This window comes from Acaryochloris sp. 'Moss Beach' (assembly GCF_021497025.1).
Classification (GTDB): domain Bacteria; phylum Cyanobacteriota; class Cyanobacteriia; order Thermosynechococcales; family Thermosynechococcaceae; genus Acaryochloris; species Acaryochloris marina_A.
On record NZ_CP071717.1, the window covers coordinates 2519610 to 2533764 of the forward strand.

The 14155-nt window shown below is 48.3% G+C and carries 15 protein-coding genes and 1 tRNA gene; 13 read left to right on the plus strand and 3 right to left on the minus strand.

Features of this window, described 5'->3' with window-relative positions:
* The first annotated feature begins 38 nt into the window (after positions 1-38).
* The 8 genes from rplS to rplL all read left to right on the plus strand — a co-directional run bounded on the left by rplS (position 39) and on the right by rplL (position 4243).
* Positions 39-401 carry a 50S ribosomal protein L19 gene (gene rplS / locus HRE53_RS11675; protein WP_212663587.1) on the plus strand — a complete coding sequence of 121 codons (363 nt, stop codon included), beginning with the start codon at positions 39-41 and terminating at the stop codon, positions 399-401.
* A gap of 135 nt (positions 402-536) precedes the next feature.
* Positions 537-609 (plus strand) — tRNA-Trp (locus HRE53_RS11680).
* A 207-nt stretch (positions 610-816) separates the two neighbouring features.
* Positions 817-1170 (plus strand): preprotein translocase subunit SecE, encoded by a 354-nt coding sequence (gene secE / locus HRE53_RS35155; protein WP_396124528.1) that lies wholly within the window; start codon positions 817-819, stop codon positions 1168-1170.
* A gap of 6 nt (positions 1171-1176) precedes the next feature.
* Positions 1177-1797: a transcription termination/antitermination protein NusG gene (gene nusG / locus HRE53_RS11690; RefSeq protein ID WP_212663588.1), complete on the plus strand. Its 621-nt coding sequence runs from the start codon at positions 1177-1179 to the stop codon at positions 1795-1797.
* A 7-nt stretch (positions 1798-1804) separates the two neighbouring features.
* A complete protein-coding gene (gene rplK / locus HRE53_RS11695; RefSeq protein ID WP_212663589.1) occupies positions 1805-2230 on the plus strand; it encodes a 50S ribosomal protein L11 in 426 nt (141 codons plus the stop codon).
* 90 nt (positions 2231-2320) lie between these two features.
* Positions 2321-3031 (plus strand): 50S ribosomal protein L1, encoded by a 711-nt coding sequence (gene rplA, locus HRE53_RS11700; RefSeq protein WP_235110621.1) that lies wholly within the window; start codon positions 2321-2323, stop codon positions 3029-3031.
* A 252-nt stretch (positions 3032-3283) separates the two neighbouring features.
* Positions 3284-3814: a 50S ribosomal protein L10 gene (gene rplJ, locus HRE53_RS11705; protein WP_212663591.1), complete on the plus strand. Its 531-nt coding sequence runs from the start codon at positions 3284-3286 to the stop codon at positions 3812-3814.
* Positions 3815-3859: 45 nt separating this feature from the next.
* The gene (gene rplL, locus HRE53_RS11710; RefSeq protein WP_212663592.1) at positions 3860-4243 is read left to right on the plus strand and encodes a 50S ribosomal protein L7/L12; all 384 of its coding nucleotides are present in this window, start codon (positions 3860-3862) and stop codon (positions 4241-4243) included.
* Positions 4244-4345: 102 nt separating this feature from the next.
* Here rplL and HRE53_RS11715 read toward each other — a convergent pair whose 3' ends face one another.
* Positions 4346-4627: a cell division protein SepF gene (locus HRE53_RS11715; RefSeq protein ID WP_212663593.1), complete on the minus strand. Its 282-nt coding sequence runs from the start codon at positions 4625-4627 to the stop codon at positions 4346-4348.
* Positions 4628-4683: 56 nt separating this feature from the next.
* On the opposite strand from HRE53_RS11715, the gene HRE53_RS11720 reads away from it, so the two are divergent.
* Positions 4684-5136, plus strand: a complete 453-nt coding sequence (locus HRE53_RS11720) for a GNAT family N-acetyltransferase (protein ID WP_212663594.1) — start codon at positions 4684-4686, stop codon at positions 5134-5136.
* A gap of 38 nt (positions 5137-5174) precedes the next feature.
* On the opposite strand, the gene HRE53_RS11725 is transcribed toward HRE53_RS11720, so the two are convergent.
* The gene (locus tag HRE53_RS11725; protein WP_235110624.1) at positions 5175-5915 is read right to left on the minus strand and encodes a hypothetical protein; all 741 of its coding nucleotides are present in this window, start codon (positions 5913-5915) and stop codon (positions 5175-5177) included.
* A gap of 293 nt (positions 5916-6208) precedes the next feature.
* Complete coding sequence (locus tag HRE53_RS11730) at positions 6209-9196, minus strand: FHA domain-containing protein (RefSeq protein WP_235110626.1); 2988 nt, start codon at positions 9194-9196, stop codon at positions 6209-6211.
* Positions 9197-9680: 484 nt separating this feature from the next.
* On the opposite strand from HRE53_RS11730, the gene fbp reads away from it, so the two are divergent.
* From fbp to opcA, 4 genes are all read left to right on the plus strand, one after another.
* Positions 9681-10754: a class 1 fructose-bisphosphatase gene (fbp, locus tag HRE53_RS11735; protein ID WP_212663597.1), complete on the plus strand. Its 1074-nt coding sequence runs from the start codon at positions 9681-9683 to the stop codon at positions 10752-10754.
* A 45-nt stretch (positions 10755-10799) separates the two neighbouring features.
* Positions 10800-10973 (plus strand): hypothetical protein, encoded by a 174-nt coding sequence (locus tag HRE53_RS11740; RefSeq protein WP_235110628.1) that lies wholly within the window; start codon positions 10800-10802, stop codon positions 10971-10973.
* A 228-nt stretch (positions 10974-11201) separates the two neighbouring features.
* On the plus strand, positions 11202-12731 hold the full coding sequence (zwf, locus tag HRE53_RS11745; protein WP_212663598.1) for a glucose-6-phosphate dehydrogenase: 1530 nt from the start codon (positions 11202-11204) through the stop codon (positions 12729-12731).
* A 57-nt stretch (positions 12732-12788) separates the two neighbouring features.
* Complete coding sequence (gene opcA, locus HRE53_RS11750; RefSeq protein WP_235110630.1) at positions 12789-14141, plus strand: glucose-6-phosphate dehydrogenase assembly protein OpcA; 1353 nt, start codon at positions 12789-12791, stop codon at positions 14139-14141.
* Positions 14142-14155: the final 14 nt, after the last annotated feature.

A 14155-nucleotide genomic window follows, 5' to 3' on the forward strand; every position in this document is an offset into this window, starting at 1 on the left:
AGAGTATCCTTAGATCTTGTGACTTTTTGTGAAAAATTATGCACGCTGAGGAGATCATTCGCTCAATTGAAGCGGAGCATTTCAAAGAAACATTACCAACCATCTATGTTGGCGATACTGTCCGAGTCGGAGTTCAAATCCGAGAAGGCAATAAAGAGCGCACCCAACCCTATGAAGGGACCGTCATTGCTAAGCGTCATGGTGGGATCAATGAGACCATCACCGTTCGGAAAATTTTTCAGGGTGTCGGTGTAGAGCGAGTTTTTCTAATTCACTCTCCTCGCATCACCACTATCAAAGTGGTTCGTCGAGGTAAAGTGCGCCGAGCTAAGCTGTATTATTTACGCGATCGCGTCGGCAAGGCAACTCGTGTCAAGCAACGGTTTGATCGAGAGCTGTAGATGGAGTTTAGGGTTATCCACACATTATCCAGCCCGCCTCAATCGTCCATGAGTGCTACCGTAGCAAGGTAAACTTGAGAAAGTAGAGAGGTCCCTTAGACCCCAAACCTACTCAGTCCATCTAGGTAGCCCTATGCGCCTTTAGTTCAGTTGGTAGAACGCAGGTCTCCAAAACCTGATGTCGGGGGTTCGAGTCCTCCAAGGCGCGCTCAATTCAGATCAGTTTAGATGGACTGTGTCGTGGGCTGAGTCAATCAGATTGCTCTTAGACTCATGCCCTAGGTTCGCTTGATCATGCAATTGCCTAATCTGCACAAGCGATCAGCCCATTGAGTGGGCAAGCTCAATTTACATTCGATAGTGGGCAAGCTCGGAGTATAAATACCCAGCAGTTGGCATCCAAGGATTAGCAAAAGTGGCTAAAAGAAGAAAGAAAAAAAATAACGCAGCAAATAGTCAGCCGTCACCCCCATCCAACATTGATGCGACGTCTGAACCGATAGCTGCCACTACTGCTGATACTGGAGAGTCTTTAGAGAGTTCTAGCTCTACTCCAGAGCGAGCTGCTGTGGCAGCAACTTCTAGTGCCGCTGGCTCTACTAGTTTTTTCCAAAGCACTAAGGAAGAATTTGAGAAAGTGGTATGGCCCGATCGGCAACAGCTGATTAGTGAGTCGATTGCAGTGTTTTTGATGGTCTCTCTCTCTGCGATTATTTTCTCATTCATCGATAACTTGTTTAGGTGGGTTTCCACACTCGTATTTGGATAAGTACCCATGACTGATGACCCCCTAAGTACAACCCCGGCTGTTAGTTCAGTCCCTGAAGGTTCTCTCGAAATTCGGCATTGGTATGCCGTCCAAGTTGCCTCCGGGTGCGAGAAAAAGGTCAAGCATAACCTTGAACAACGTTTGCAAACCCTAGATGTTGCAGACCGCATTGTTCAAATTGAAATCCCGCAAACGCCCACCATCAAAGTTCGGAAAGATGGCAGCCGTTTAACGGGCGAAGAAAAAGTATTTCCAGGCTATGTGCTAGTCCGCATGATTTTAGATGACGAAACCTGGCAGGTGGTCAAAAACACCCCCAACGTCATCAACTTTGTCGGTGCCGAACAACAACGTCGGTACGGTCGTGGCCGTGGCCATGTCAAACCGATGCCTCTCAGCCCTTCAGAAGTCGAGCGAATTTTCCGCCAGGCCCAAGAACAAGAGCCTGTAGTCAAAGTCGATATGTCTGTTGGCGATAAGATTCAAGTTCTCAATGGTCCATTCAAAGACTTTGAGGGTGAAGTAATTGAAGTTAGCCTTGAGCGGAACAAGCTCAAAGCGCTACTTTCGATTTTTGGGCGGGATACCCCCGTAGAATTGGAATTTAATCAGGTGAAAAAAGAGTAATTCATCCATGGCAAAAAAAGTAGTAGCAATCATTAAATTGGCAATCGCAGCTGGCAAAGCCAACCCTGCTCCCCCAATTGGACCCGCCTTAGGACAACATGGTGTCAACATCATGATGTTCTGTAAGGAATACAACGCCAAAACGTCTGATCAAGCTGGGCTCGTCGTACCTGTTGAAATTTCAGTTTACGAAGATCGCAGTTTTACCTTTATCCTCAAAACACCCCCAGCGTCTGTTCTGATCAAGAAAGCCGCTGGCATTGAGAAAGGATCAGGTGAACCCAACCAGACCCAAGTCGGCCAAATCACTAAGGCTCAATTGCAGGAAATTGCCCAAACCAAAATGCCTGACCTCAATGCCAATGACATTGAAGCAGCCATGAATATTGTGGCTGGAACCGCCCGCAACATGGGCGTTGCTGTCGTTGATTAAGCCCAGGCATCGGAGTATGATTTAGTACCCGTCTTTGTTAACCCATTTGGGGAAGAGGCCATTGCTTCGCTAATACCCCAGGAGTAAATTATGACTAAGAAAGAATCTCGCCGAATGCGCGAGTTAAGACAGCAAGTTGCAGAACGCGCTTATGAGCCGCTAGAAGCACTAGAGTTACTGTGTAAAACGGCCACGGCTAAGTTTTCAGAATCTGCTGAAGCACATATTCGTCTCGGTATTGACCCCAAGTATACGGATCAACAACTACGGACAACAGTTGCCTTACCCAAAGGCACCGGTCAGGAAGTTCGCATTGCTGTAGTCGCCCGTGGAGAAAAGGTCAAAGAAGCTACGGATGCCGGTGCCAATATCGTTGGCTCTGAAGAGCTGATCACTGAAATTCAGCAAGGTCGGATGGATTTTGACCTACTGATCGCGACCCCAGATATGATGCCCCAGGTCGCCAAAGTAGGTCGAATTCTTGGTCCTCGCGGATTAATGCCCTCTCCTAAAGCAGGAACTGTGACCTTCGATCTGCCTCAAGCCATTGAAGAATTCAAAGCTGGTAAGCTTGAGTTCCGCGCAGACCGCACCGGCATTGTTCACGTGATGTTTGGCAAAGCAACATTCTCTGCAGAAGATTTGTTAGAGAACCTCAAAGCATTGCAAGACACCATTGATCGGAATCGTCCTTCAGGTGCCAAGGGAAAGTACTGGCGAAGTCTTTATGTATCGGCCACTATGGGACCATCCATCGAAGTCGATATTTCGTCTCTGCGAGACCTAACCCTGGCTGAATAAGTCTGGAAACACCCAAATTTTTTCAAGGATAGAGCCTTTGAATTAATCCCTCAACTGAATATCGAAAGACCGTAGATGGTAGGGGCTAAATGCTTAATGGCCTACTGAGGTTTTGAATGATTGCCCTTAAAACACTCTGTTAACGTTTTGAGTCAGCACTCTCAAAAGACCTTGGCCCTACCCATAACCAAGGTCTTTTGTTATGGGGATAAGTTTCATTTTTATGTACCGATTAAGGAGGTGAACAGAAGGATGGGTAGAACCCTAGAAGATAAACAGCAAATTGTAGCAGGACTGCAAGAGAACCTAAGTGATGTCGTCATGACGATTGTCATCGACTACAAAGGGTTAACTGTTGCTGAAATCACGGAGCTGCGAAATAAGCTGCGGCCTGCAGGGGCTCAGTGCAAAATCACCAAAAACACCTTGATGCGTCGAGCCATCAAAGGTGATGAAAAATGGGAGCCTTTATCAGACTGGTTATCCGATTCCTCTGCTTTTTTGTTGATTAAGGATGACTTAGGTGGTGCCATTAAGGCCTACCAAGCCTTTCAAAAAGAAACCAAGAAAACGGAGCTTCGGGGCGGCATCATGGATGGCCAACTCCTCTCCAAAGAGGATATCAAGGCTATCGGTGACCTCCCGTCACAAGAAGTCTTGATGGCTCAAATTGCTGGTGCTATCAATTCTGTAACTGCCAAAGTTGCTGTGGGTATCAATGAGGTTCCCGCTTCACTGGCCCGGGCGTTACACGCTCATGCAGACTCTGATAAATCTGCCTGACCGCATTCTCGATCAAACCATTGAATACATATAAGGAAGTGAACCATGTCTGCAACTGAAGAAATTCTAGAAAAGCTAAAATCCCTAACCCTCCTAGAAGCTGCTGATCTAGTCAAGCAAATTGAGGAAACCTTTGGTGTGAGCGCTGCTCCTGCCGCTGGTGTGATGATGGCAGCACCTGGTGCACCAGGTGCTACTGAAGAAGCTGAAGAGCAAACTGAATTTGATGTCGTCTTGGAAGAAGTCCCTGCCGACAAGAAGATTGCCGTTCTCAAGGTCGTCCGTACTCTAACCGGCTTAGGTTTGAAAGAAGCCAAAGAAATGGTGGAATCTACACCCAAATCTATTAAAGAAGGGGTTTCCAAAGAGGACGCCGAAGAAGCCAAGAAGAGCCTGGAAGATGCAGGCGGAAAAGTTGCTCTCAAGTAAGCAGTTCTCGCAGTTACCCATTAGCCTGGTTCACCAGGCTGGATAAACTGTATCTTGCACCATTCAAATCACAATTAAAGGCTTGCCGAGACAAACACTCTCTCAGCAAGTCTTTAATTGTGTGATGATGTCAACGGTGGGGGGCGTAAACAAATAGATTTGATGCCCCAGTTGTTGTTGATGTCCTGAGATCGCACATGTACTGCCAGCAGCAAAATCGGCAAATCGTTGAGCCAGTTCAGTCCCCAAGCTGGCAAAGTTTAATAAGATAACGGTTCCCCCCTTGAGGGCATCGACCGCCTGGGCGGTTTCTTCAAAAGTTTGGGGGGTAAGAACAGCAATTGTATAATTAGATAGCCCGGGAAGTGGCAGTAAGTTAGCCATACTTGCTCACCTGAATCCATTGATCGTTACCGTCTAAACTAGCGCAACTTGTCAATATGCAGAAGCCTTTACTGCCAAAAGATTGCCAATTGCGCCCTGCCATAGCCACAGATATCGGCTCAATTCGGCGATTAGTCTGGTCTGCCAGACTGGATCCGACGCAAATCCGATGGGCTCAGTTTTGGGTGATTGAACAGAATTTAACGATTGTTGCTTGTGGCCAACTACGGGTCTTTCCAGGCGCTCAAGAACTCGGTAGTTTAGTCGTTAAATCCACCCATCAAGGTCAAGGACTGGGAACAATTTTGGCTCAACACTTAATCGAAAATGCATCCCACCCCCTCTATCTCGAATGTCTTGGGCAACGACTATGCCAGTATTATCAACGAATGGGATTCCAGATCGTTGAGTGGCAAGAACTTCCCCAGGGCTTAAAACGAAAATTTGGACTCTCCAAAATCGCTAAAACCTTATTCCGTATTCCTGTCGAGTTTATGTACTATTCTTGAACCCTTGATGACGTTGAAAGGGTAGTATACTTATCAGCCTAATGAACGAAATTAGGGAGTTCTGGCTGAGGAGAAGACGGATAGGATGATTGGAGCTCTACATCTACCGTTGGAGGTTGTTTCTTCTCCTCAGGAGACTGAGGAATAGGTAAAGCCAAAGCCTGGGGGCTAGTCTGCCGAACGTCGGATGTATTCTGTAAACCTAAGGCAGCAAGCTTACGACAGCAAATCGCAAATGCATCGGAAACGCTACTCACAGAATCAGTTGCTGACCAAGGAGAGACTGCGGAAGAAGAGACCATCAGAGAATCGTCCACAGCTACGGTGGCATACCCAAAGGAGACCATTTGGCGAGGGGTTACTTTGGCATTCGGTGCAAATGTGTTGGAATTATTTTTCAGCACCGTCTTATATTCATAAATGCGGGCCTGTTGGCGACGAAGTTGCGATCGCAAGTCCTGACAAATCGACTGAAACTCTTGCAGCTTCTCTGCTTCTCGCCGAGAATCACGCTCGGCATTTTCTAAATCTTGTTCGAGTTGGACCTGATGGGATTCATGCCCCACTAATTGCTCAGTGAGAGAATCGATCAAGCATTGCTGATATTGCAGCAAATCATGGGCGGTTTCCAATTCTTGCCGCAAGACTGCCACATCTGCTTCTCCCAACATTGTATCGACTGGCAGTAGCTTGTCTTGCCACCGATGGCTATTAAGCTCAGAACCCACCAAGGTTTTGAGCCTAGGAACAGAAGGTGGAATGATACTTTCGTCGTGCATGGGAGTGCCCTATGAATTGAGCTATGGTGGAATTGGACTCAAAGCAATTTATCTACGTACGCTTTGAACCGTATAACATTCCATATCTGCAGACCTAGGATTAGAGAAAAATATTTAAGCTAAAACTGAAGCCTAGAATTGATAGCTGCTCGAACGGTTCACAACCGACAGATACAGAACGCGACCTTAAAAACGTCAGTATGGGACCACCTCATACAAGATAGCTTTTTTCTTCAGGGGAAGCAGGGCAATATCAGTGGTTTGAAACCTAAATTTACATATATTTATCAAAATTAGATGACATCTTGACGATGCTGGATAAAAACCACCAGACTCAGCATTCCCACCATGATTAGTCCTAATTTCAGCCAATGTTTACCGACATTGACGGCAAATGCAGTGCCAGCCTTGTCATGAAAACGACCGACTAACAGTTCTGCAGCTGCAATCGCAGTCCCACGTTTCTCTCGCCAGTCGCTAAACTGATCTTGCCAAGTGTCCAATTGGTCACGATAATCCTTGACCTTATCGTTATAGTCTTCTATCTCATCTTCATAGGTAGACCGATTATCAGCCGTTAATTTAGGAGGATCACCCGGATCCTCAGGTTTAGCAGGCTGAGGCTGATCCACTGCTGGATCATATTCTTGGCGTAGGGCAGGAAAGGTACATTGAGTAAATATTTGCGGCCCCAGACACTGGCATTTTTCTTGGTCCTTGTCACTCAACTTTTCGCGCTCGTCTGACGACAGTTGCCAACAAGAATCTCCGGCAATATCCTTACCCACATCAGACAATGTAATTAAACTCTCATAGGGCCAACGCGTGACCGTGATTTGGCTAAGAACTTGTCCTGGCGTCCCTAAAGAATCAAGGGAGATAATGGCTCCAGAAAAGGTAATTTGGGGGAGCAGAAATAGAATGGTTAGCAAAGGGGCCACACTCTGATTAGGGGCCAATGCGGAGACAAATAGACCCATGACCATGCCGCCCAAAGTGGCTAAGAAAAGAGTGAAATACATGCCCAGCAGGTTGTGCCAGTCAATCGGCAAGTCCACGGCCAATACCTTCGTCAGCAAAAAGATCGCCGCTTGATACAGGGCTAGCAGCAAACTGAGCCATACCTTAGAGAGCACATAGGGCAAAATTTTCAGCCCAATCATCCGTTCACGTCGGTAGATCTCCCGTTCTTTGACAATCTCCCGCATCATCGCCAAGCTACCGACCATCACAGCAGTCAAGACCGTAATGAATAAAAGCGTGAAGACCTGACCCGGATCGCCATTCGTGACATCAAACATGGGGCGCTGCCACATGACAAAATCCAGCAATCCCAAGATGGGGGCTAATGCCAGCATCAAAATCAGGCTGGCACGATCCTGACGCAAGATAGTCCAATTGCGCTGGGCCAGAATAGAAAATTGTCGCCAGCCCGAAATAGCGGTCGTTCGGGGCTGAGGGGGCTTAGATTTCGCTTTTTGGGGCGTCGTCGGGACAGATAAAGTTGCCTGACGCTGAGTGATGTAGGTCTGATAGAGGGTGGACTGACGGTATTGCTGTTCCCATGCTTCTGGGGTTTGCTCCCCTTCTATTTTTAGGTAGATTTCATCGAAATCCTCCACCCCAAAATAGGTAAGGGCTTCGGCAGGAGGGCCAAAATAGGCAATCCGCCCCCCCTTAGCCAAAAACACAACCAGGTCACAAACCATCACATTTTTGGTGGCATGGGTAATCAAGAGAATAGTTCGCCCTTGATCCGCTAGCCGCCTCAGTAAGCGCATCATCAAGGTTTCAGTACCAGGGTCCAAACCCGAGGTAGCTTCATCCAAGAAAAACAAACTGGGTTGGGTCAATAGTTCAACCCCAATAGAGACCCGTTTACGCTGACCTCCACTTAAGGAACGCACACGCAGATGCTCCCGTTCCCGCAGCTCTAAATCTTGGAGAACGGATTGAATCTGCTGTTTGCGCTCGGCGCGCGTTACATCAGCCGGGAGGCGTAAGCGGGCAGCATAATCCAGGGCCTGACTCACCGTTAATTCGCGGTGGATAATATCGTCCTGGGGAACATAGCCCAGGTCCGTGCGAAAGAGGTTGAAGTTCTTATATAGATCCTGCTCATTCACTAAGACCGAGCCACTGGTAGCGGGGCGGAGTCCATTTAAAGCGTCGAGGAGAGTCGACTTCCCTGCTCCACTCACACCCACTACAGCGACAAACTCCTGGGGCAGAATAGACAAGGAAATGTCGTTTAAAAGAATATTATTCTTACTGGTCACCTTACTCAGATGGACTGCATCTAGACGCAGATTTCCCGAGTCATTCTGCTGAATCAGAGTTTCATCAAAGTTAAAGACAAAGTGATACGGACCGATACGAATGGTATCGCCAGGACGGAGGGGTTGAGGATTACGGAGCTGCCGACCATTAACATAGGTGCCATTCGACGAATGGAGATCTTCGATCACCCAGGTGCCGCTTTTGAGATCAATTTGGGCGTGAAACCGGGAGACTACAGGATGATCAATCACCGTAGTATTGCGTGGATCGCGGCCAAAGCTCAGGCTTTTCAACTCTCGCAACACAAGGGTTTCGACCTGTTCGATGACATCCGTTTGCGGAATGACCTGATAGGTCAACGTGACCTGATCATCAATGGAGAAAAAATCTCCATCCTGGAGGGCTTTCTCCTGAATCCGGTCTCCCGCAAAGGTGAGCCCATGGGCACTCCCTAGATCACTAATGGTGTAGGTCTCATTCTCCCAACTCAAGCGGGCATGACGGTCAGAGACCACAGGTAAATCGATGACAATATCACACTGGGGATGTCGGCCTAGGGTCAGGATTTCTTGGTTGAGGGGAAAGTCCTGGGTCCATTTAGAAGTGGTGACTTGTAGAACGCGATCGCAATGGGTTTGACTAACGACCGTTCCTGGCAAAATTGACTCTTGGGGAAACACCCCTGTTCCCAGGGTTTCTCGGAAATGAATGGCCGTATCGCCAATCTGAATCTCATCTCCAGGATGGAGATTGATAGGTTCGTTCGATAGCAGCGGTTTCTTGTTGACTTGGAGGATAGCTTGGTTACTCAACAGCTTCAGAACATAATGATCGGTTTGCCACAAAATTTCGGCATGGTGCGGCAGTATCGATCCACTTTCCAAGACAAGGGAGTTATCTGGATCAGACCCAATACTAAAGGTGGCTTGCGTTAACCGAAATTCTCGATTGATCTCTTCGCCATCAGTAATGACATGAAGCTGAGCAGATGCAGTAAGCATAGTGGGGCAAGGATAGGATGGAAGCTAAGAGTTTAAAGGCAGTCATACAAAAGCCTAGGCTATTTTTCGCCCGAAATGGAGATAATTTTCACAGTAGATTGGAGCACATAGACGATAACGGTCACCCTTTGTGAATCAGGGCCATGACATCACTGACACGCTCTTGTTGACCACCGATCGACCAGCATTCCCAAAGTCCTTTCACCTGACAGAATTTCTCTATCACCAGTTTTTACCCACCGAATTAACAGACATAAGACCTGCCTTATCGCCCCTTCCAACCGAGATAAACCAGCGATTTGGACAGGTGTTGCTTACCCCTGGATCAACAAGGATAAGAATGGCTAAACTCGCAGAATATAAAGGTATTCTGTAGTTCACCTAAAGACTCAGGCCATTTTCAGAATGCCTTCTTAAGATGGGAGGTATAAAGACAGAGCCACCCGCAACAGGGCCGTCTGTCACCCATTACGGGGCATTAATAATGAATAGTTCTGACAGCACTTCACTTGAACTGAGTTACGATTTTGCACTGGATCGGGACTGCACAACCCTGTCTCGTCACGTTCTAGAACATCTCCAAAGTTTTGGTCCAGAAGCCCAAGATATGAGTGCTCTGATGACTCGGATTGGGTTAGCAGGGAAAATAATTGCTCGCCGCCTAAGCCGGGCGGGTCTGGTGGAAGGCGCTTTAGGCTTCACGGGCGACGTCAATGTCCAGGGCGAAGAAGTCAAAAAAATGGACATCTATGCCAATGAAGTATTTATTGCTGCCTTTAAGCAAAGTGGCCTCGTCTGCCGACTAGCTTCCGAAGAAATGGAGAAGCCCTACTATATTCCTGAGAACTGTCCCATTGGTCGTTATACCCTGCTGTATGACCCCATTGATGGGTCCTCCAACGTTGATGTGAACTTGAATGTTGGCTCTATTTTTTCTATCCGTCAACAAGTCGGCAACGATCCCGACCATACGGGACAAGATCTCCTACAAGATGGGCATCAGCAAATTGCCGCAGGCTATATTCTGTACGGTCCCAGTACCGTTCTGGTATATTCCATCGGCAAAGGGGTCCATGTTTTTATCCTAGACCCAAGTATAGGAGAGTTTATTCTCGCCGCTGAAAACCTCACCATCCCCAAACATGGTCCGGTGTACAGCGTCAATGAGGGGAATTTTTGGCAGTGGGAGGAGGCCCTCCGTGACTTTACTCGCTATGTTCACCGTCATGAAGGCCATACTGCCCGCTACAGTGGGGCCTTAGTGGGAGATTTCCATCGCATTTTGTTCCAAGGGGGCGTATTTATCTACCCAGGAACGCTGAAGAATCCTGAAGGTAAGCTGCGACTCCTCTACGAATCTGCACCTTTGGCCTATCTGATGGAGCAGGCTGGAGGGCGAGCGAGTATTGGCCAGTCCCCTTTAATGGACGTTATTCCCGATCATCTCCATGCCCGCACACCTTTGATTATTGGGAGTACAGAGGATGTGGCCTTAGTTGAGTCCTTTATTGAAGACAGAGAAAGACAGGCAGAAGAAGAACTCGCGCTGAAGCCTTAATGGCAACATCTGCAACTGTTTTCCCGATCGATTACAGAGTTTCCTATGACGAATCATCTCCTAGAAATCAGTACCTTCGATCAAAGCTTTGGGATAGATAATCTCAGTCGTGATCTAACTGAATCGGGTAAGCTGCAGCAGATGCCCCAAGATCAAGGCATTCATGGAATCACCCCCAATCCAGCCATCTTTGAGAAGACCAGGCAATGCCATCTATGACACCAACTATTGAAGTGATTGAAGTAAGGATCAACGTTGTGCAGCCCTTTAGCTCATTGCTGAAGTCTTTAGAAGCAAAAGATAAACGGTTAGTTACCGATGAGACCATTTGATCCTTAGTGTTGGGTCTAGAGTATTTGGCATTGCCAAGACATCATATTGCTCTAGTTCCTAATACTCATTCCCACAGTTTCCAAGTTCACCTATTCCCCTTTGTTTGCCCAGCCTATGGTTACGCTTGCTGAAAATCCTCTCCGTGCCGGTCTACGTCAAGAACGTACACCAGAACCTCTGATCATGGTGATCTTTGGTGCCTCTGGCGACCTCACCCAAAGGAAACTGGTTCCTGCCCTCTACCATCTCAAACAACAGCGTCGACTTCCGGCTGAACTGACTATTGTCGGGGTTGCTCGACGCGAGTGGAGTGATGATTTCTTCCGTCAACAGATGCGAGAAGGCATTGAAGAATTCTCAGATGGCATACAGTCCGAAGAGGTCTGGAACAGCTTTGCTGAAGGGTTATTTTATTGCCCTGGCAATATGGACGATCCCGAAGCCTATCAAAAGCTAAAAACCCGTCTGGAAGAGCTGGATGGCCGTCGCGGCACGATGGGCAACCGGGTATTCTATCTAGCCGTGTCTCCCAAGTTTTTTGCGGAGGCCATTCAACAGTTGGGGGCAGCCCAGATGTTGGCAGATCCGGTCAAAACACGGCTGGTAATTGAAAAACCCTTTGGTCACGATTTGGGCTCTGCCCAATCATTGAATAAAGTCGTCCAAGAAGTCTGCGCCGAAAATCAGGTCTATCGGATCGACCATTACCTGGGCAAGGAAACCGTTCAGAATTTGCTGATCTTCCGGTTTGCTAACGCCATTTTTGAGCCGCTTTGGAATCGACAATTTGTTGATCATGTTCAAATTACCGTAGCTGAAACCGTCGGGGTGGAGGAGCGGGCAGGCTATTACGAAACCTCTGGTGCTTTGCGAGATATGGTGCAAAACCATATTATGCAGTTGCTTTGCCTAACGGCGATGGAGCCTCCTAACTCTCTGGATGCAGATGCGATTCGCACGGAGAAAGTCAAGGTGGTCCAAGCGATGCGCTTGGCAGATATCCATAACTTAGAAAACTCCGCCATTCGCGGCCAATATACCCAGGGCTGGATGAAAGGCGAGCAGGTGCCCGGCTATCACCAAGAACCCGGTGTTAATCCCAAATCCACCACGCCCACTTATGTAGCCTTAAAGCTACTGATTGACAATTGGCGTTGGCAAGGAGTGCCCTTTTATCTGCGCACTGGCAAACGCTTGCCCAAAAAAGTGTCAGAAATTTCCATCCATTTTCGCCAAGTGCCATTCTTAATCTTTCAATCCGCTGCCCAGCAGGCGAATCCAAATGTATTAGTCATGCGCATTCAGCCTAATGAAGGGATCTCATTACGATTTGAAGCCAAGATGCCCGGACCAGACTTACGGACCCGCTCTGTAGACATGAACTTTAGCTATGGCTCTTTCTTTGGCCAATCCACGGGGGATGCCTATGATCGCTTACTCTTGGACGCCATGCTGGGGGATCAAACCCTCTTTACCCGGGGGGATGAAGTTGAAGAGTCTTGGCGGGTTTTAACCCCTGCGTTAACGGCCTGGGAAGTGCCCACAGATCCTGCCCTAGTGCCCACCTATGAGGCCGGGACCTGGGAACCGGAAGCGGCTGAACTATTGCTTAATCGCGATGGTCGGCGCTGGCGTCGGCTGTAATCCCTGAACACTCATATTTGTGATTCCTTCTCCATTCCCTTTGTCTTCATCAGGTCTATGACTACTAAATCTGCTCCCATCGTCTCTTTACAAGCCCCAAAAGACGTTTCCCTGAATGACATCAATGCTGAGTTAAGCAAGATTTGGACCAGCTATAATTCTTCGGGCAATGGCGGTATGTTTCCCACCGCCACCCGAGCAGCGACCTTTAGCTTAATCGTCTATGAACCGGAAGAAACCCAACAGCTTCTGGCTGCGTTGGGATTTTATACCGGCCCCGTGGATGGCATTTATGGCCCACGCATGGGGGCAGCGCTGCGATCAGCCCAAACGAAGTTCGGATTGACAGAAACAGGCAAGCCAAATCCTGAAACTCTCGCCCAACTACGTCAGGCAATGAAGGAACAGCAACTCAGCCAGGCTCAGAATGATGGCTATGTATTGGATGCTGGGGGGGCCGGTATTGCAGATGCGATCGCAAGCCAAAGCCCCTGTCGAGTCATCTCCCTCTTCCCCATGGCCGGTGAAGACGAAGGGGTATCGGCCCAGCTTTCTGCCTACTGCCCTGTCAAAAAGCAGAACCGCAGCTCACTGATTTGCTGTGAGTATATTTCTCTCAAGGGCACCGAAACTGCCCTTGACCGCGTAGGCGGACTGGTCCAGTCCCTCATGATTGGTGGCCTCCCCAAATTTTTGTGGTGGAAGGCTTTGCCTGCCGCCAATATGGAGCTATTCCAGCGGTTAGCCACTTCCTGCACTGCTGTGATTGTCGATTCCAGCCAATATCAAGATGCTCAATCAGAGCTGATTCATTTGCAAGAACTCATGTCCCAAGGGACCAACATCGTTGACCTCAACTGGCGACGGTTAGCAGCTTGGCAAGAATTAACGGCAGAAGCTTTTGATCCACCGACCAGAAGAGCCGCCCTCAGCGAAGTCGATCGCGTCACATTAGATTATGAGAAAGGAAATCCGGCCCAAGCACTGATGTTTTTGGGTTGGTTAGCCAGTCGCCTGCAATGGCAACCGGTTGCCTTCACCTCCGAAGGTGGAGACTATGACCTCAAACGGATTCAATTTGTCAATTCCGAACAGCGAACGATTCAAGCAGAACTAGCAGCCATACCCACCCAACCTGGGGAAGTCGCCGGAGACATGATTGATCTGAAACTAGCCTCCACCAATTTACAGGCGGATTGTTGCACGGTACTTTGTTCAGAAACAAAAGGCTGTATGCGCATGGAAGCCGGCGGCGGAGCCCAATCCTGCCGCATTCAGCATGTCACTCCACTGCAGGATCAATCCTCTGAGACTTTGCTCAGCCAACAATTACAACGCTGGGACCAAGACGTTTTATATTCCGAAAGTCTTGCCGTAACCGCACAAATGGTACAGCTGGCATCGAGCTAAAGCACCTCAAAGGC